Source organism: Pseudomonas sp. T8 (assembly GCF_024610635.1).
GTDB lineage: Bacteria > Pseudomonadota > Gammaproteobacteria > Pseudomonadales > Pseudomonadaceae > Aquipseudomonas > Aquipseudomonas chlororaphis_I.
On the sequence record NZ_CP102374.1, the window covers coordinates 3363538 to 3382222 of the forward strand.

The 18685-nt window shown below is 56.8% G+C and carries 15 protein-coding genes; 12 read left to right on the top strand and 3 right to left on the bottom strand.

The window, feature by feature from the left end:
- Positions 1 to 22 precede the first annotated feature (22 nt).
- From NRG23_RS15150 to NRG23_RS15170, 5 genes are all read left to right on the top strand, one after another.
- Positions 23 to 991 (top strand): DUF932 domain-containing protein, encoded by a 969-nt coding sequence (locus tag NRG23_RS15150; protein WP_257374987.1) that lies wholly within the window; start codon positions 23 to 25, stop codon positions 989 to 991.
- Positions 992 to 1070: 79 nt separating this feature from the next.
- The gene (locus tag NRG23_RS15155) at positions 1071 to 2072 is read left to right on the top strand and encodes a YqaJ viral recombinase family protein (RefSeq protein WP_257374988.1); all 1002 of its coding nucleotides are present in this window, start codon (positions 1071 to 1073) and stop codon (positions 2070 to 2072) included.
- Positions 2073 to 2163: 91 nt separating this feature from the next.
- Positions 2164 to 3057, top strand: coding sequence for a hydrolase or metal-binding protein (locus NRG23_RS15160; RefSeq protein WP_257374990.1), 894 nt, complete (start codon positions 2164 to 2166; stop codon positions 3055 to 3057).
- Between the two features lie 55 nt (positions 3058 to 3112).
- Complete coding sequence (locus NRG23_RS15165) at positions 3113 to 3301, top strand: hypothetical protein (RefSeq protein ID WP_257374992.1); 189 nt, start codon at positions 3113 to 3115, stop codon at positions 3299 to 3301.
- 59 nt (positions 3302 to 3360) lie between these two features.
- Complete coding sequence (locus NRG23_RS15170; RefSeq protein WP_257374994.1) at positions 3361 to 3684, top strand: hypothetical protein; 324 nt, start codon at positions 3361 to 3363, stop codon at positions 3682 to 3684.
- Between the two features lie 9 nt (positions 3685 to 3693).
- Here the strand turns inward: NRG23_RS15170 and NRG23_RS15175 are convergent, their stop codons facing one another.
- On the bottom strand, positions 3694 to 4041 hold the full coding sequence (locus NRG23_RS15175) for a helix-turn-helix domain-containing protein (protein WP_257374995.1): 348 nt from the start codon (positions 4039 to 4041) through the stop codon (positions 3694 to 3696).
- 139 nt (positions 4042 to 4180) lie between these two features.
- Here NRG23_RS15175 and NRG23_RS15180 point away from each other — a divergent pair, with 139 nt between their 5' ends.
- From NRG23_RS15180 to NRG23_RS15210, 7 genes are all read left to right on the top strand, one after another.
- Positions 4181 to 4534, top strand: a complete 354-nt coding sequence (locus tag NRG23_RS15180; RefSeq protein WP_257374996.1) for a hypothetical protein — start codon at positions 4181 to 4183, stop codon at positions 4532 to 4534.
- 51 nt (positions 4535 to 4585) lie between these two features.
- Positions 4586 to 5374 (top strand): hypothetical protein, encoded by a 789-nt coding sequence (locus NRG23_RS15185; RefSeq protein ID WP_257374997.1) that lies wholly within the window; start codon positions 4586 to 4588, stop codon positions 5372 to 5374.
- Positions 5375 to 5793: 419 nt separating this feature from the next.
- Positions 5794 to 5967 (top strand): hypothetical protein, encoded by a 174-nt coding sequence (locus NRG23_RS15190; protein ID WP_175439672.1) that lies wholly within the window; start codon positions 5794 to 5796, stop codon positions 5965 to 5967.
- 23 nt (positions 5968 to 5990) lie between these two features.
- Complete coding sequence (locus NRG23_RS15195) at positions 5991 to 9107, top strand: anti-phage-associated DUF499 domain-containing protein (RefSeq protein ID WP_257375001.1); 3117 nt, start codon at positions 5991 to 5993, stop codon at positions 9105 to 9107.
- A 2-nt stretch (positions 9108 to 9109) separates the two neighbouring features.
- The gene (locus NRG23_RS15200; protein WP_257375003.1) at positions 9110 to 9760 is read left to right on the top strand and encodes an anti-phage-associated DUF3780 domain-containing protein; all 651 of its coding nucleotides are present in this window, start codon (positions 9110 to 9112) and stop codon (positions 9758 to 9760) included.
- A gap of 11 nt (positions 9761 to 9771) precedes the next feature.
- The gene (locus NRG23_RS15205) at positions 9772 to 12723 is read left to right on the top strand and encodes an anti-phage-associated DUF1156 domain-containing protein (RefSeq protein WP_257375004.1); all 2952 of its coding nucleotides are present in this window, start codon (positions 9772 to 9774) and stop codon (positions 12721 to 12723) included.
- Positions 12724 to 12734: 11 nt separating this feature from the next.
- Positions 12735 to 15467, top strand: coding sequence for a phospholipase D-like domain-containing anti-phage protein (locus NRG23_RS15210; protein WP_257375006.1), 2733 nt, complete (start codon positions 12735 to 12737; stop codon positions 15465 to 15467).
- A 48-nt stretch (positions 15468 to 15515) separates the two neighbouring features.
- Here the strand turns inward: NRG23_RS15210 and NRG23_RS15215 are convergent, their stop codons facing one another.
- A complete protein-coding gene (locus NRG23_RS15215) occupies positions 15516 to 16943 on the bottom strand; it encodes a UvrD-helicase domain-containing protein (RefSeq protein WP_257375008.1) in 1428 nt (475 codons plus the stop codon).
- The gene (locus tag NRG23_RS15220) at positions 16933 to 18660 is read right to left on the bottom strand and encodes an ATP-dependent endonuclease (RefSeq protein WP_257375009.1); all 1728 of its coding nucleotides are present in this window, start codon (positions 18658 to 18660) and stop codon (positions 16933 to 16935) included. The genes NRG23_RS15215 and NRG23_RS15220 overlap by 11 nt, the downstream gene beginning before the upstream one ends.
- Positions 18661 to 18685 lie beyond the last annotated feature (25 nt).

Below are 18685 nucleotides of genomic sequence, written 5' to 3' on the forward strand. Positions count from 1 at the left end.
TGCACCTAACGGAATTACAACCATGGCTCATCTCGTCGAAACTATGGCCTATGCTGGCGAAACTCCCTGGCATGGCCTAGGCAATCAGCTCACTCAGAAGCAACCCATCGAAGTTTGGCAACGCGAAGCCGGCATGGACTGGGAGATCCAGGAAAGCCCGGTTCACTTCAAATCAGAGACCATCGGCCATCTGGGCGCGATCCATTCCTTCCCCGAGCAGAAGGTGCTCTTCCGCTCGGACACCAAGGCACCGCTGTCGGTGGTTTCCCAGCGCTACCACACCGTGCAGCCGCGAGAGGTACTGGAGTTCTACCGCGATCTCACCGAGGTCTCCGGCTACGAGCTGGAGACTGCGGGGGTACTCAAGGGCGGTCGCAAGTTCTGGGCGCTGGCGCGTACCGGTCAAGGTGCTGCGCTCAAGGTTAACGATCAGGTCAACGGCTACCTGCTGTTAGCCACGTCCTGCGACGGCACCCTGGCCACCACGGCAACACCCACCACCGTGCGCGTGGTCTGCAACAACACCTTGACCATCGCCCTGGACGGCACCAGCCGTGCGATCAAAGTGCCGCACAACACGCGTTTCGATCCGAAGGCGGTGAAGAAGCAGCTCGGCATTGCCGTCTCGCAATGGGACGACTTTATGTACCGCATGCGTGCCCTAGCCGAACGCAAAGTGCAGTGGCATGAGGCGCTGGGCTTCTTTATGAATGTGCTCTGCGAAACCAATCCGACCGCTGCGCTGCCGGAGGTGTTGCCCAACGAGCGCGCCCTGCGCAAGGTCCAAGAGCTGTACGAGGGGCGTGGCCGGGGCAGCCAGCTGGACTCGGCACGCGGCACGGCCTGGGGCCTGCTCAACGCTGTGACCGAGTACGTCGACCACGAACGCCGTGCCCGCAGTAACGAGTACCGCATGGACTCAGCCTGGTTCGGCCAGGGTGCGCAGATCAAGCAACGCGCCCTGGACACCGCTCTGCAACTGGTCGCCTGACCGCTTACTTACTCCCCCCATAACGCCCGATCAGCCTTGTTGCTGATCGGGCGTTTCTATTTTCCGCAAGGTGAACGCTATGAAAGCTACTCCGTTGACCAGCGCCAGCAAGTCGCGCCCGGCACTGCGCTTGATCAGTACAAAGGAATTACCGCGTGAAGATTGGCTGGCCGTGCGTAAGCAGGGCATTGGCAGCTCGGATGCCGCCGCGGCGGTCGGTCTGAATCCCTACAAGTCGCAGCTGGAACTGTGGCTGGAGAAAACCGGTCGCGACACCACGCTGCCGAAGGCCGACCCGCACGATGAGCAAAGCCCAATGTACTGGGGCAATGTCCTCGAACCGGTCGTGGCCTGGCATTACAGCAAACGCTCCAAGAACAAGGTTCGGCGCATCAACGCTGTGCTGCAGCATCCGGATCCCGAGCTGCCCTGGATGCTGGCCAACATCGACCGCGAGGTGATCGGTGCGGACGATGTGCAAATCCTCGAATGCAAGACAGCCGGCATAAACGGGGCACGCCTCTGGAAAGATGGCGTGCCCGAGTATGTGGAGTTACAAGTGATGCACCAGCTCGCTGTCACCGGCAAACGGGCGGCAGATGTGGCCGTGCTACTCGGTGGCCAGGCGTTGGAGATTCATCGCATCGAGCGTGACGAGCAGATGATCGCTCGTCTGATCGAGCTGGAGCGCAAGTTCTGGCACTACGTGGAAACAGATACACCGCCGCCGGCTGATGGTTCTGCCTCGGCTGAAATGGCGCTGCGCTGTCTCTATCCAGAGGACAACGGCCGGACCGTCGACTTCAGTGGCCGCGCCGGTTTGGCAGCGGTGTACCTTGAGCTCAAGGCTGTGCGCGAATCCATCAGTGAGAAGGAAAATCGCGAAGCCCAGCTCAAGCAGACGCTACAGCAGGCCATGGGTGAAGCGACCCGAGCGGAGTTCAGCAACGGTTTTATCAGTTGGCGCAAAGCCAAGGACAGCGTAGGCCTGGACGTCACTCAGTTGCTCAAGGACAAGCCGTACCTGCAAGCCAAGTACCCACTACTGAAGCCTGGTGCGCGACGCTTTTTGGTCGGCTGATTCCCCATTCCCCTCAACCATTCCCTCCCTTGGCCAGTCCATGCAGTTCGTTCTGCGTTGCTGGCCTTTTTTCGTTTGTAGGAGAACCACCATGCTCAAAGGTCTGGCTATCACCCCGCCGGTACTAGGTCGGATTTCTATCGGCAAGGTCATCGAGAAGAACGGCAAACGCCTGCCAGAGAAAGATGACCAGTTCACCATCACCTCGCAGGTGCAAGGCAAAGACGGTTGGTTGCTGCACCCGCTCAATGACGAGCTGCGCAAAAGCCAGGAAGACAAGCTACGCAGCATCCCGGTCCGTCTGCTGTTCAATGAACCGGAACTGAATTTTCGCGCCGACTACACCCTGTTTGATCGGCAGACAGGTCGCCCCGTCTGCGTAGGCAATGGCGAAACCTGCAAGCGTGCTACCCAGAAGGGCATGCAATCGCTGCCCTGCCCGTCGCCCGATGCCTGCCCACTGGCCAAAGGCGGTGCCTGCAAACCTTACGGGAGGCTGAATGTGCTGGTTGGAGATGACGATCCGCTTGGCAGCTTTGTGTTTCGCACCACCGGCTTCAACAGCATCCGCACACTGGCCGCTCGCCTGCATTACTTCCAGGCTATCTCCGGCAACCGCCTGGCCTGCCTACCGCTAGAGCTGCGTCTACGTGGTAAATCGACGCGCCAAAGCCATGGCACGCCGATCTTCTACGTCGATCTCACGGTACGTAATGGCATGGGTATGACCGAAGCACTACAGAAAGCGAGCGACCTCGATACACAGCGGCAAACAGCTGGTTTCAACCAGACGGCACTGGATGAGACTGCTCGCCGGGGGTTCGGCAATGGAGCCTTCGAGGACAGCGAGGAGGACAGTCACGTCGTGATCGAAGAGTTCTTCGCAAACTCGGAGCCCGCCAGCACCTCTAGCCAGGGTGAATCGCAGCCAGCTCCCAACTCTCTCGCTGGCAAGCTGGAAGCTCTCGCCTCACAGGCCCATTGAATCGAACCTGCCTGTGCTGAGTAATCTGCCAGGCAAAAGCTTTTGGAGACCCGCCATGCCTCTACTGCGATTCTTGCTCTGTTTGTTCATTTTCGTCGGTGCGCTCGCCGCCGCAGGAGCGCTGGTGCTAAGCATTCTGCTCATGCTGCGTTTCCCACCTCTGTTACTGGCCGTGGTGCTGGCCTGCTGGATCCTGAGTCGCTTACTCAGGCTACTGTCCCCCGACCAGAAAAATCCCACCTGAAATACTCAAAATCACCGTGCGCGGCCGTGTCCATGGCCGCTTTTCCAGGAGAATGAATCATGCTTCGACACTGCTTGATCTGCGACTCCAAGGCCGTCCTGATCCGGGAAGCAGCCAAGGGAATCGCACTGCTGGTCGGCCTAGCTGACAGAGCTTTGCGAGAAGTGCAGAAAGCGAATGAGGATACCCAAGCGCCAGGCAGCCATCTGCTCATCAATGGGTTGGCCGCTATCACTCCCGCCTATCCATCGGCATTGCGGGTAGCCGAGGATGTCGCCAAATATCACTTCGCGGGGTTCAACTGCTTGTGCCTGCGCTGTGGTGCTCTGTTCGACGAGCCAGGGGAACAAGAATCCTCTGAAACAACAAAGCAACCGCCGTGACTGAGCCCATTAGTTGCGATCGAGTCTAGTGACAAGACGCTCCACCATGTCCATGACGAAGTCGCGGTCATGCGCCTCCAGTCTAGACAGCAAGTCATAGAGCCTCCGCGCCTGATCTTCTGGGCGAGAACTCCCCTCGGTCAGCAAATCAGCCGTTTCACAACCAAAAACCGCCGCCAATTCGACCAAACGCTCGATGTTAGGCATGACGATCCCACGCTCGATACGGGATACGGCCTCGCTTCCAATCCCAAGCTTTTCCGCAACCTGCTCCTGACTCAGCTTGCAACGAGCACGCTGGCGAGCAATTGCTTGACCAACAAGCTCCGCCAGCTGCTTCGATTCGGTTTTTGACATGCCACCCTCCAGTTCAACCTGGATGGTTGGGCATCAACCTGTTGACATGAAGGACCTCCCAAACCGAGACTCACCTCAAAAGGTTGACATTCGACTTTTTCTCTAATCCACCACCTCATGCAGGGAGCTCAGAAAAACCATGATCGTCATAACCGGTCTGAATGAAGCGCAGATTGAAGGTCTCGTGAGAAGCAAAGCGTCCTTCGAGATCCATGGCCTCAGAGGCAATTTCATGGCAGGTATCAAACTGGTTGAAACCAAGATTGAAAGCCAGGGGCTGAAGTGTCGAGTTAAAAGCGATGTGAAAAGTGCAGTGGTGCAAGGCGGCGCACTCGGGGCTGTATTCAGTGTACTGACAACACCCGCCACGTTGACCATAGCGACATTAACGGCAGCAGCAGGGGTAGGCCATACGCTCGTTACGTACAACCCCGACTACGAAATCATCAAGGACTACGTCAACAAGCAGCTCAAGGTTGTTTACAAGAAATAGCAGCTTGCTCAAGACCTCCTTCGCTCCCACCTTCATAGTAAGAAACAAACCATGAAACGTATTCTCAGCATCCTCCTTCTCGCGTTCTGTGCTCAAGCCAACGCTGAGATCTCCGCGTACCAAGGTACAGCGGCTTTCTTTCCCGACGAGAAATCGGCGCACAACCTCCCGGAAGCGATTCCATGCGTCACCCGGCCAGCAGCGACGGGTCAACCAATGCTCTTCTGTACCTGGCTCACCAGCACGCGGTACGTGGACCTCTGGGATGCTCAACGCCAGCAGAACGTCCGCGTCACCAATAAAGTCAATGGCATGTGCCAGCGTGGAAATTGTCGAATCCAGGGTGCAGAGGTAGGTAACTGGAATGAGGACACTCCGTTTCAGCTCTCCATCTGGTATCGCATAGGCAGTAGCTCTGATGGCAAGCCAGTCGCCTACCGCGTCGACGCCACCCGTCAAGTGTCATACGCCGAAGCGGGTAGCCTGCTGATGAAGTTCTACTTAGATGCAGGTGTCCCGGACAATGAACTGGTTTCGACCTTCGACAAGCGTTACATCGGTGGTTGGGCAGCTTGGAATCAGGAGAAGGGCGGAACTGCATCAGCAGCGACGAAGACTCCGGCTGCTCCCCTGTCCGAATGGCCAGAAGTCAAAACTGCCTGGTGCAATCCGCGCATGGATGACGACTGCTATATCAATAACAAGAAGGTACCAGTCGCTGAACTGAGTAAGTGGTTGCCGGACATCAGCGAATCGAATGCCGACCAGCTAGGCGGCCACTGTGAAACCATCCTCTGCTTCGACAAAGATGACCAGCCGATGGGCTATCTGATGCAATAACAGCCCTGAACACTGCTGCAGAGGCGATGTAATAAGGGGGGCACCTGCCCCCCTGTTTATTTTCGTCCTTTTTTTTCGACCTCATCCGATGCCAATAGACGGGTGCTCAAGCAAGTGCGCTCGCAGTTTCAGCATATCGCGCCGCTGCCCCTCGGTAACGGGGTCTGGCCTCAGTCGTCCATAGGCGAAATTGCCGCCAGCACGGCGGCAGTATTACTGGCAATCGTCATGCTGGTTGAGATTCTCTTTTGTCAAACCACAGCCCGCTTCCAGCGCGCCTTGTCAGCATATTGGCAAGCCCACTAAAGATGCGATTCTCCAATATCCGCAACACGGCAACTCATGAAAATACTTCTTACACCTAATCCACTCAAGTAACATCACGTCACGTTACAAACCTGAGCCAGGTGCCCATGCCGATGAAAACTAGCAATCGCGTTGTGATCGAGGTTGATCCCGTTCAAAAGCAGAAGATCTACGCCGAACTCAAGGCGCGCGGGTTGACCATGCGCGAGTGGTTTCTGCAGCAGGTGAGCCGAGAGCTTTCCATCCCGCAGCCCACCACCCCCTCCAGCCAGTCGAGCAACGATTAAACAATTCTCAGGGAGTCGAGCAGATGCTCAAGACAGTCAAGCAGGCATGCACATTCAATCCCATCATTCGCGACTACCGGATGAGCGAGGGGATCGAGAACCTTTCCGCCCTTATCTCAGATGAGGGAGATGGCCGCGAGTTCTTTGCACGGAACTACATCACCTCCGGCATGGAACAGCTGTTTCGCGAGGGGATGCTGCGGCTTGACGGCAAATCAGATCAGGCGGTTTTCGAACTGACCCAGGCAATGGGTGGCGGTAAAACCCACATGATGATTGCTCTCGGCCTGCTGGCTAAGCACCCTCATCTGCGCAGCGAAGTGCTGTCACCTGATCTTGCTAAGCGGATTGACGTTGGTGAAGTGCGAGTAGCGGCATTCAACGGTCGAAACACTCCTGAGAACTACATCTGGGGTGAGATCGCTACCCAGCTGGGCGAAGAAGAGGCCGTCAAGCCTTACTGGGTCAATGGCCCTCGTGCGGTCGACCAGGCTGGCTGGAAGAAAATCATCGGGGACAAGCCGACGCTTATCATGCTTGATGAGCTGCCGCCTTACCTAGAGATCGCCAGCACCACTGTCATCGGTGGCGGTACGCTGGCCACTGTAAGCACCTATACGCTCAGCTGCCTGATGAGCGCTGCCTTGGAGCTACCACGTTGCTGCATTGTGATTGCCAACCTATCGGGCAGTTATGTTGCTCAGACAAAGGCAATTGCCGAAGCAATTTCTAACCTCCAGCAAGAAGCCAGTCGCCAGGCCAGCACCATCACTCCCGTCCAACTCGCTGGTAACGAGATCTACGAGATCCTGAAGAAGCGGCTGATTTTGGAGCTGCCCGACGAGTCCGTCATCAATGATGTAGCCGAGGAATATGCTCAGCGTATCAAGGCAGCAGCTGATGGTGGATACATTGTGGCGACAAGCCTGGAACAGGTCGCCCAGCAGGTAAGGGAAACCTACCCGTTTCACCCCTCCTTCAAGCATCTGGTTGCATTGTTCAAGGAGAACGAGGGCTTTCGGCAGACACGAGGCCTGATGCAGTTCGCTGCGCGCCTGCTCAAGAGCGTCGATGACCGCGAGACTGATGATGTCTTCCTGGCTGGGGCTCAGCACCTGCGTCTGAATGACGATGCAGTGCGTGAGGAAGTCGGACGCATTGCCAACTCGCTCCGCCCGGCCATGGCCCACGATATTGCCGACGATGGTCAGTCCATCGCTGAAGAAATCGATGCCAACCTAGGTAGCGATGCCGCTCAGCAGGTTGGTGCTTTGTTGCTAGCGTCCTCATTCTCTCGGGCGGTCGGCGGTCGAATCGGCCTGACCGAGGCAGAGATCATCGAGTTTTTGGCAGCCCCTAACCGTAAGTCAGATGAGTTCAAGACCGCTCTGGAGAAACTGCGTGAGCAGGCGTGGTATCTGCATCGCGAAGAAGAGCGTTTCTTCATTAAAGAAACAGAAAATCTCTCTCGCCAGATTGAACGAAATGCTCGCGACATCCCTCAGCCGAAGATCGACCAGGCACTGATCAACAAGCTCACAGCTGTATTGCAGCCGGTTAGCAAGGCTGCCTACCAAGATGTCCAAGTGCTGCCGCGACTGGATGATCTTAAGCTGAGCGGGCCTCGTGTCCTAATTGTGGTGCGCCCGGACGGCAAGCTACCGCCGAGCGAGCTGGTCAATTTCTTCGTGTACCAGCAAGAAAAGAACAATTTCATGGTGCTGTCCGGTCAGGACAGCTATCTCGCCGATACCGTCGAAGATCGTCTGCGCGATCTGTATGCAATTGAGTCCATCTGCAAGCGCTTGAAGGACGGTGACAGCCTCTTCGAGGAGGCACGTGATCGCCAGGAAGATGCCCAGCAGCGCTTCAATAAAGCACTTTCCGGCACCTACAATCGGATCTACTTCCCGGCCAACGACGAGATGGCCGGCAATGCCCAACTCATGCAAGCCACAATCGATAATGGCCTGAACATGGGACAAGGCACCAACTCTGCCGAACACCAGATTGAGCAGCTCCTGGCCAGCCCTCGTGCCAATTACAAACTGATCCTCAATCTATCGGATGAACCGGGCACCTACTGGGCGATGGCGGAAGAGGATCTTTGGCCGGCGAATGACCGCAGAACGCCATGGAAAGATGTGCTGATGCGTGCAAAGAGCAATCCGATCTGGGCCTGGATGCCCGGAGCCGGAGGTATGGAGACCCTCAAGACAGAAGCCTTGAAGCAAGGCCGCTGGCGACAAGGGACTGACGGTTACATCGAGAAAGGACCGTTCCCGGCAGAAAAAACGGCAGTAAACGTGACCGTGCATGCCTCGAACGAAGCAACAGGTGAAACCACTCTGGCCCTGATTCCTCGCAACGCAGGCCAGAGCCCAGTGGTTTATTACGCGCAGACCGCCAAGGTCAGTAGCAGCGACCCTAAGATCGAGGACCTCGATAACTTCACGACCGACGCGGCAACTCTGTACTTCCTGGCCGTAGACAGCGAAGGCAAACATGAAACCGGCGAGCCGCAGCGCTGGGTGGCTGAGCTTCGCGTGCGTCACCAAGTCCAGGCCATCGCCGACAAGCGCATGGTTACCCTCTCCTGCATGCCTGCAGCCGATATGCGTTACACCCTGGATGGATCCAACCCTAAAGATGGGGAACTGTACGGAAACCCCTTCGAGGTTGGCTCACAGGCCGCCCGCCTGATGGTCTATGCCTGCTCGGGCGAGGCTACACGTACCGCCGACTTCCAGATCCCAGCAGCCAACGACAAACAGGTTCAGATTGACGATGCCAAGCCGGCAAAGTTGGCTGAGAATAAGAAGGTGTCACTCGACAGTACCGAAAAGGTGTTCGGTGTACTCAATAGCTTTAAAAACTCGCCGGCCACCTTCAAGGGTGTACGTATCCAGATTGGTGAAGGTGAGAACACCGTTAGCATCAACTTTGTCGAGCGCGAGGTCACAGCTTCCGTGATCGAGGCAGCCATCAACGGTCTGCGTAAGGCGCTGGGGAATGAGCAAGAAAGCGTTACCGTTCAAGTTCGAAGCGGAGCAGCCTTCGAAAATGGCTTCGCTGCCAAGGAGTTCGCCAAACTCAGTGGTGTTGAGCTGCGCCCTGGCGATGTGATCCAGGAAGAATGACCATGGCCAACGCATTACGTAAAGAGGAATCAGGCATGGCTCGTTCCCCAAGTAAAACAGTAATTGGAGCCAAAAAAACCAAGGCACCTGAGCGCCCGACCATCGGTTTTGGTGTTCCTGCCACCACAGACCCTCATCACTTCCTAGTGGAGGTGCCCAAGAGCTCGACTGGCGCAGTTCGCATCATCGAAAGTATCGGGCTGCAAGCCCAGGATCAGCAAACCGGCATCATCGAGCGCGTTGTGATTGAGCGCTCGCGCTGGACAGCAATCCGCAGTGAGGTTCAGCGGGCCTTCAATGTACGCCTGAAGGAGCACAACTTGCGTGTCAGCGCCTGGAAAGTGGGTGACAACTCTGTGGATCGCCTGCTCGGCAAAGAGCTCTGCGTACTGGCCTGGGCGGTTGAAGACATGAGCCCCGAGAAGATTCCTGTCGCAGTACGCAACTGGCTGGCCTTACGCCCCGAAGAACGCTGGTGGCTGTTCGGCATGACCGCTATGAGTACAGGCGGTGTTCATGACGGCAACAAAGGTTGGCGACTGGCTCTCCGACATGCATTGGGCGACGTGGCACAAACAGAACTATTCAAGCCGCAGACTGTGAAATCCCGCAAACCAGATACTGAGCGTCCGACGCTGGGCCTATTCGATTAAGGAAGACCGAAATGACTGCAATGAATACCGTGCAGCTGGTGCCGTTTGCTCTGAAGAATGCACCAGCTCTGATCGAGATTTTGTTTCCGGCACAGAAAGTCTCCTTCGAGGCGCAGACTGAACGCAAGGCGGTGGCAGCGCAGACCCTGACTGGGCTCGGATCCTACTGGAAGGGTCGCAAGCCGCTGATTCTGGTGCGTGCCATAGTACTCGGCAGCCTGCTACCGCCAACGGACAACGCAGAGGCCGATCTGGCAGTGTTCGAGAAGCTGATGGCGTTTGATGATGAGGGTTTGGCACGCCGTGCCCTGGCCGGAAATGCGTTCTCTGCATCGGTTTTGCAGAGCCTTATCCCGATCTCTGATCCAGAACGCTATTTCGGCCGTCGCGGCTGGCGACGCGATATCACTGATGACGACAAGCTCGTACTGTACCGGCAGGCACTGGCCACACTTTCGAACTATGAGGAAAAGGCCAGCGTTGGCAAGCGCCCGGAGGAAGTGGACCAAGATTGGCTTTACGCTCCAGTATGGTCTGAGATCAATCGTCACTATGCCCACTTGGGCATTAACGTGAAGACCTTGCCCGAGCTAGTGGAGCAACTTGGCATCCTGCGCTACGGTCATCGTCCACGCGTGGGCGACACCTTTAGCGGCGGTGGTTCCATCCCGTTCGAGGCCGCTCGCATCGGCTGCGATGCTTATGCCTCCGACCTCAACCCCATCGCGTGCATGCTGACTTGGGGCGCTTTCAATATTGTGGGCGCCAGCGCCGAGTCTCGTGCCGCGATCGAGAAAGAGAATCGCATAGCTGCAAAAGCTGTAGCTTCAGCGATTGATACACTCGGTATCGAAAAGGATGCCAAAGGTAATCAAGCCAAAGCCTTTCTGTATTGCTTGGAAACGCGTTGCCCAGAGTCTGGCTGGCTGGTTCCACTATCGCCAACTTGGGTCATTTCAAAGAACGGGAACGTAACCGCACTGCTGGTTCCTGACTACTCCAACAAGCGATTCGACATCCAAGTCAAGAGCGGAGCTACGGCTGAAGAGATGCGAGCCGCTGCTACTGGTACCGTTGTGGACGGCAACTTACAGTATCAGTTGGATGGCAAGACATTCCGCATTCCGATCAAAACCTTGCGCGGCGACTTTCGTGAATCGCGCGGCAATACGGGGAACCGTCTTAGGCAATGGGTGAAGGCCGATTTTGTAGCTGCATCGAATGACATTTTTCAGGAGCGGCTGTATGCCATTCACTGGATATCCAAGGACACTCTGAAAGATGCGAGGCCAAAAACCTACTTCGCAGCGCCGAGCGAAGCCGATTTAATTCGTGAGCAGCTGGTGGAAAAGATCGTCGCCGAAAATCTGAGCCGCTGGCAAGACGAAGGTCTTGTGCCGGATATGGTCATTGAGCCGGGCGACAAGACTGATGAACCGATTCGAACGCGTGGCTGGACGCATTGGCATCATTTGTTCAATGCGCGGCAGTTACTGCTGTATGCCGAGTTAAAAAAGCATGCCTCCGCTACCCTTTCGCTGAGCATGTGCCAGATGATTAATACCAGCGCACGACTGACACGCTGGACAATTGGCGATGGTCCTGGTCGAAGCGGCGGTACCAAACAGGTATTTGACAACCAGGCACTGAATGTTCTGTACAACTACGGCTGTCGAGCATCTGGCTACTTGCTTGACTCTCTGGAAGCTAAAGTATCCGGCTCGACAATTCCCAATGGCCCTCGGTTTGAGCAGCGGTGTCTTCCTGCCGCCGAGGTCTCGAGTGTTTGCGATCTCTTCATCACCGACCCACCCTATGCCGATGCGGTGAACTACCACGAAATCACTGAGTTTTTTATCGCCTGGATGCGCAAAAACCCGCCCAAGCCCTTCGACGAATTGGTGTGGGATTCGCGCCGTGCGCTGGCGGTCAAAGGCTCCGGCGACGACTTCCGCCGCGGAATGATCGACGCCTACACGGCAATGGCCAACCACATGCCCGAAAACGGCATGCAATGCGTGATGTTCACCCACCAAAGCACAGAGGTCTGGTCGGACATGGTCGGCATCTTCTGGGCTGCTGGCCTGCAGGTTGTGGCCGCCTGGTACATCGCCACTGAGACCACCTCAGAGCTGAAGAAGGGCGGCTATGTACAGGGAACTGTAACTCTGATGCTGCGCAAGCGCCCGGTAGGTGAAAAGGTGGGCTTCAAGCAACGCATCCTGCCGGTGGTACGCCAGGAAGTCGCTGCACAGATTAAGCAAATGATGCACCTCAACGATGAAACTAAGGCTCACATGGGCGAGCCGGTGTTCAACGATGCTGACTTGCAGATGGCCGGCTATGCCGCAGCGCTGAAAGTTCTGACTGCTTACACCAAGATTGGCGAAATCGATGTCACCACTTTCGCTTTCCGTCCCCGCGTTAAAGGTGAAGAAACCGTGGTGGATGAGATCGTCCAGCAAGCTTCCGAAGCGGCGAATAGCCTGTTGGTGCCGGAGGGCGTGTCACTCGAAACTTGGCAGGCTATTGGCGGTATCCAGCGTTTCTATCTCCGCATGCTGGACATGGAGTCGGTGGGAGCCTCTAAGCTGGATAACTACCAGAACTTTGCAAAGGCCTTCTGCGTCGATCATTACAGCAAGGTCATGGCCAGCATGACGGCCAATGGTGCACGACTGAAGCAAGTTGACGAGTTTGGCTCACGCGAACTAACCGATAGCACGGAAATTGGCCCAACCTGGCTGGGCCACCTGATCATCGCAATTCAGCAACTGCTAACTGATGTCGAACCGCAATCTGTGGTCAAAACACTGATGGAAGATCTGCCTGACTACCTCGAGGTCCGTCCAAAGCTGATCGATCTGGTCCGTTTCTTGGAAAACAAGTCCCGCAATGAAGCTGTGCGTTCGGCTGCAGACGTTCTTGTCTCAAGGATGCAAACGCAGCGATTGGACTCCTGAGAGGTTAAAGCATGACGATCACCCGCTTGTCCTCACGCACTCATGCACTGGATCAGAGCTTTCTCGTCGAACACCTCAAAGGGGCTCGGCGTTATCGGCGAATCGCTGGCTACTTCACCAGTTCGCTGTTTGAGGTCGCCGGAGAGCTGATCGATCAGATTCCCGAGGTGCAGATTGTTTGCAATGCGGACATTCAGGCTGAGGACTTGCGGGTTGCACAGGTGTGTGAGGCCAAGCTGCTGGGCAAGCTAAACGAACGCTCGGTCGAGATTGAGTCGCTACTGAATCGCGAACGCTACCAACAACTGGCCTCATTTCTGGAGAAACGTGGCCAGGTCATTCGGGTTGCGCCTGACAGCGCCTGCGGTTTCGTACATGGCAAGGCTGGGGTGATCGATCTGGCCGATGGCCGCAAGCTAGGCTTCATTGGCTCAATGAACGAGACCAGTAGTGGTTGGCAAAGTCACTACGAAATCCTCTGGTCCGACGATTCCCCCGAAGGGGTCGCCTGGATCGAGGCCGAATTCGATTATCTGTGGAATTCAGCCAAGCCCCTCCCGGATGCGGTGTGCCGGGAGATTACTCGGCGCAGCCACCGCCATGAGGTATCCATTGATGAGGTGGAGGAGCCTGAGCAGATTGCCCCAGCTGCCCTGATTGAGTCCCCGCTGTACCGCGAAGGGTTCTCTCTGCAACCCTGGCAACAGGGATTCGTCACAGAGTGCCTGAAGCATTACCAAGAGTATGGCGTTGTCCGCTTGCTGCTTGCAGATGAGGTCGGCTTGGGTAAAACACTGTCCATGGGAACAGCAGCACTTGCGTTAAGTCTCCTGGCCGAGCAGAAAGGGCGCAGTAAGCCCGTCATCATCTTTGCACCGGCGACCCTCTGCGAGCAGTGGCAGACCGAGATGATGGACAAGCTGGGCATTCCCTGCGCGCGATGGCAGACGCAGCAGAAAGCCTGGCTTGATGAGCAGGGAAGAGCAATCTCGGCCGAAGGAGCTGGGCATGTTGCAAGCTGTCCACTGAGGATCGGCATCATCTCAACTGGCCTAATGCTACGCGACTCGCCGGAGAAGGCGCATCTGCTCGGGCTCCGTGGCGGCTTTGGGCTGGTCATACTCGATGAGGCGCATAAGGCGCGCACCAGACAGGGAATGGGCAAGGACGCAGGCACACCGAATGAGTTGCTGGCGTTCATCCGTGAAATTTCTGCCCGCTCAGATCACGTTCTACTGGGGACGGCAACGCCAATCCAGACTCGCCGGGAGGACTTGTGGGACTTGGTGCGGGTTCTGCACCAGGGCAAAGGTAATTTCGTTCTGGGCGGAGATTTTTCAGAATGGCACAGGCCAAAAAACATTATCCCGATCCTATCTGGGGAAGAGGACGTAACGGATGCAGGTTATGCCTGGCGGTTGCTTCGTGCGCCATTGCCTACCGTTAACTCAACTCAAGACAGCCAAGCTCGGCGGCTGTACAGCTTGATTCGCCAGGATCTGGGGCTACCGCAGAACGAATGGATTGGCGGCTCATACTCCGAGCTGGGTGAGGATGCCCGTGAGGTTATGGAAGATGCACTGGAGCGCCGTGTCGCCGGGGCTAGCTTCTTCCAACGCGAGAATCCATTTGTTCGCCATGTGGTGCTGCGCAAACGTACCACGCTCGAAAATGAGGGGCTTCTCAAGGCCATTGGGGTGGACGTTCATCCCGATGTCGGATTAGTAAAGGATGTTCACCGCTTCCATGCCCTGTTTGAAGGATTGGCTCTACGCTCCAGTGAGGACTTCCGCGAGGCTTACAACCAGGCTCGTGGCTTCGGCAAGGCTTTGGCCAGCAGCGGACGTGGAAGCGGCTTCATGAAAAATCTGATGGAGCAGCGCATATGCAGCAGTATCGTCGCTGGGATCAACACCGCCACCAAATTACTGGGCGGCGAGACGATCACTGAAGAAAGCGATGAGGGTGAGGTTTCGGTGCAAGTACAAAGCACCGATGAGCAGCTGGCCCTGGAGCGGCTGCTAGATCGCCTGAAGCTGGTCAAGGAAGATCCAAAACTTAAGGCAATCCTGCACTACCTGGAGAACGAGGGATGGCGTGAGCTTGGCTGCATTATTTTCAGCCAATACTACGACACCGCCCGCTGGGTAGCTGAATCGCTCGCTGCACGCTACCCCGATGAGGCAGTAGGTCTTTACGCAGGGGCTAGTCGCAGCCGGCTCTATCGACAAGGTGACAGCGTGGCCATCGAGCGTGAAACCCTCAAGCGCATGGTCGCGGATCGCAAGCTTCGCCTTATGGTAGCCACCGATGCAGCCTGTGAGGGACTCAACCTACAGACGCTGGGCGCGTTAATCAACGTTGACCTTCCATGGAACCCGACCAAACTCGAACAACGCATCGGTCGCATCAAGCGTTTCGGTCAGACACGCGACAAAGTGGACATGCTCAACCTCGTGAACGAGCAGACGGTGGACGAAAAAGTCTACGACCGCCTTTCCGAGCGCATGAAGGACCGCTTCGATCTGTTCGGTTCGTTGCCAGATACCATCAAAGACGAATGGATTGACGATATCGAGCATCTAGGGGAATTGATGGATCAGTACATCAATGCCCAGAAGCAGGAAACGGGCTTCGATCTACGGTACAACGCGACCATGCGCCCAACCGATAACGACTGGCGTAACTGCGCACAGGTCTTGTCACGTCGAGATTTTGAAACACTGATGAGGAAGGGATGGTGATCGCCGATTACCAGTCTCCTTCCAATTACGCCCTAATCACGAGACGACTCAACCGTTTCGCACCGGCGTGAGTATGGCTGTAGGAGAGCACACAACTACTTGCCTTGCGCCCCGTGTAAGGGCGACATAAAGGTTTTGGGCTGTCATCAACTCAGGATGCAGAATCACCGAGACGTCCGCCTCCAGGCCCTTGAGAAGTAACGTGCTGCCAACGGAACGTCGTGCAATCGGTCGACCAAGATGGCGATTGCGTTCGCGAGCTTGAATCGCTGCAGTCAGAAAGTCGGATGCCCCTCCTGCTACTGCTTGCATGGCAGAGCGACAGCAGTGCAGGACTTCTGGTCGGAACACGCGAGAGCCAGGCTGGTCAGCTAGGGCATTGATCAGTCGATGCGCTCGCTCAAGCGTTGGCTCCGCGACGAATGCAACGGCCTCGACCTCAGCCGGGGTAGGAGGCGTTCGGGCCCGCCCTCCACGTAGAGACTCGACACGCGTTCGTAAGTTTGCGGCACCAACCCCCGTCATCACGTTTGAAGCGAATTCGGCGAGCTGTGCCAGAGGATTGATGCCTTGCAGGTCGAACTGCCTTGCGAAGTTGACTAGATCTCGTAGGTCGACAGCTTCGACGGCCATGGCCCCTGGTGTCTGGCTCGTGAGCTGATGGCGGCCTTGCACATTCATGGCGTCCCCGATGATGAGGACGCTGCCATGAGCGTTGGGGGCCTCAGTTCTCGCGGCCACTAGCCGCTGCTGGACTTCTGTTCCAGCGTTCAACTGAGCCCAACGTACTTCTGCCGGAGCCGTACGTAGGTCCACCGGCTGGCCAACCTGAAGTTGTTGCCGGATGGCGAGTAACCACTGCCCAAGGTTTTCAGCCCCGGCCAGTCGCCAGCGCCAAGGAGTCGTCAGTTCACCCGCAGCCGGGAATTGGAGCTGAACTTCATTCGCCCAATGCACCAGTCGATTGCCACGGAAACCGAAGATGGCTTGCATGGGGTCACCAAGCACGCAGGTCGGAAGCACCTGAGCCAAACCTGACACAATGGCATGCTGGACGACATTGCAGTCTTGATACTCGTCGACAAGCAACCGCGCGTAGCTGGCACGGATAGGCTGGGCAAGGTGGCCAGCGTGCAGCAACTGCCTGGCGGCCTCTCGAATTGCAGGGTAGTCCGCGTTGGGCTGGTGGAGCTCCAAGATTTGCGGGTTGTGGCCGCTTCGCGCCGGGAACTTGGCAATGAGACGCATCGAGAACCCGTCGATGGTGGAGACCCGATACGCGGAGCTAGGAACGCCTGCACGTCTCAGGCGTGTGCGCAAAGCCGCAACGCCAGCGTTCGTGTGCGTCAGGACGAGGATGGGTTTGCTCTGCGTATGCGCGATGAGCGTGTCAGCAATCAGCTGCGTCTTCCCACAACCTGCGGGGGCTGTTATTGAGCCACGCTCGATGGCGAAGATGTCGATTTCAAGAGGCACTTGTGAACGTCCAGAGCTGGTTCGTGACGACCATGAAACCCGCATCGGCATTCTGCAGAGACGGGCCAACGATGTCCCTCGCGACTTCCTGGTAGGTTGTCAACGACTTGAACCACCCGCTGTTGCGGATACGGGATGCGGCGCCCAGTAGCTCTCGCTTCGCGGGTGAGTAGCCATCCACGAGTCGTTCATCCTGGATGTCGTTCAGCGTCACGCGCCCTTGGGACCTAGTCTGAATATGCTCGTTCATCAGTTCGGCGCCCACTATCGCTTCGGCTTTCGCCAGAAGGGCATCAAGTGCTTGGTCACTGAGATGGCGGAAGATCTCATCCTCCAAAGTAAGGCCCGGACGCCAGGTAAGAATTTGCCCGCCTGCGGCCAAGAATGCTTCCGCCAGTCCTGCGGTCGACGGCTTGTCGGCGTCCACAAAAACCAACACGCGATAGCCTAGGTTCCGAAGTGCGGTTCCGCGGGCAAGGCTGTTATCAGGACTTCCCCCGCCAGCGTTCACGTAAGCACCTCCATGTGCTAGAAACGAGGTGGCCCCAAGGCTGACCCACCATTGGTCAAGGCCACGCGCGAAACCTACCTCGCTCGCTCCCTCGCAGACGATGATGGATTTAGCGAGGAACGCCTCAGGGTCAGTCCGAAGGGTACTCTGTACTTCGTTGGCTCCCCCTGCCGTCATAACGCTGTGGCGTTCAGGCCCTGATCGAACAACGAACAGCTGGCTGCCGGACAACTCGCGAAGCGCGACCGGCGAATGCGTCGTCATGAAGACCTGCAGCGGAGCTGCAGTGTCCTTCGCGCCGAGGGAGTCTAGGAAGCGCATTAGCCGATGAGGTTCGAGTCCATATTCCACCTCATCGACTAAAGCAATTGGCGCGGCGCTTGCCGCAGCCCTCTGAAGCCCAGCCACTAGCAGGCGTGACGAACCTGTACCAAGTGAACGTAGCGGAATGCCTGTCTCGCTGTGCAACGCGATGGCCCCCTCACCAATAGACACAGAGTGTGCATCAAGGAGTGCCAGTGGCATCGCCCCAACCGAAACGCCGAGATGCTGCGCTGTCTGCTGCACGACCTCAAGCGTCTGGGTTAGATGTGCGGCCGCTTGATTGCCAAAGTTCGCTCTTGCCTGCCTGGCGGCGCGCGCTAGTTCCGCGCCAAGCTCCGCTCGTTCATCAGTAAGTCGATTGAGCACCGAACCACGACTCCATGACAGGTTCGAACTCGCAAAGCTACCAATGCGGGCGGGAGCTATTGCCGCTCGCTCTTTCCAGGGGAGGGTGCGCTCAAGCTGCTGCAGTTCCGCGCGCTCAGAGAAAAGCGTCCAGCAAGGCTCCAAATCCGCACCAACCTGCAGAAGCAATGTGATGACAGTCTCAAGACCCACCCGAGGTTCATCTTCGACCGCCCCCGTTTCGGGATTGAATCCACGCAAGAAGTCGCCGTACAGGTCGATGTCCATCAGCGATGTAGGAAGATCACCAAGCGTCACGCTGATGGTGATGGGCACTTCGACGTTCAGAGCGAAGAAATCCATATCGCCGAATGAGCTGCTTCGGCGAGCGCCAAGGCAGAGGTCAATCGCGTCGAGGATGGTGGATTTTCCGCTGTCGCCAGGGCCTATGAGGCAGTTAATACCGGGAGATGGCACCCAATCCAGCACTTGGATGGACCTGAAGTTGCTGATTTTCAGTCGGCGAATGCGTGCCACAGAAACTCCTCAAAGGTTAACGGCA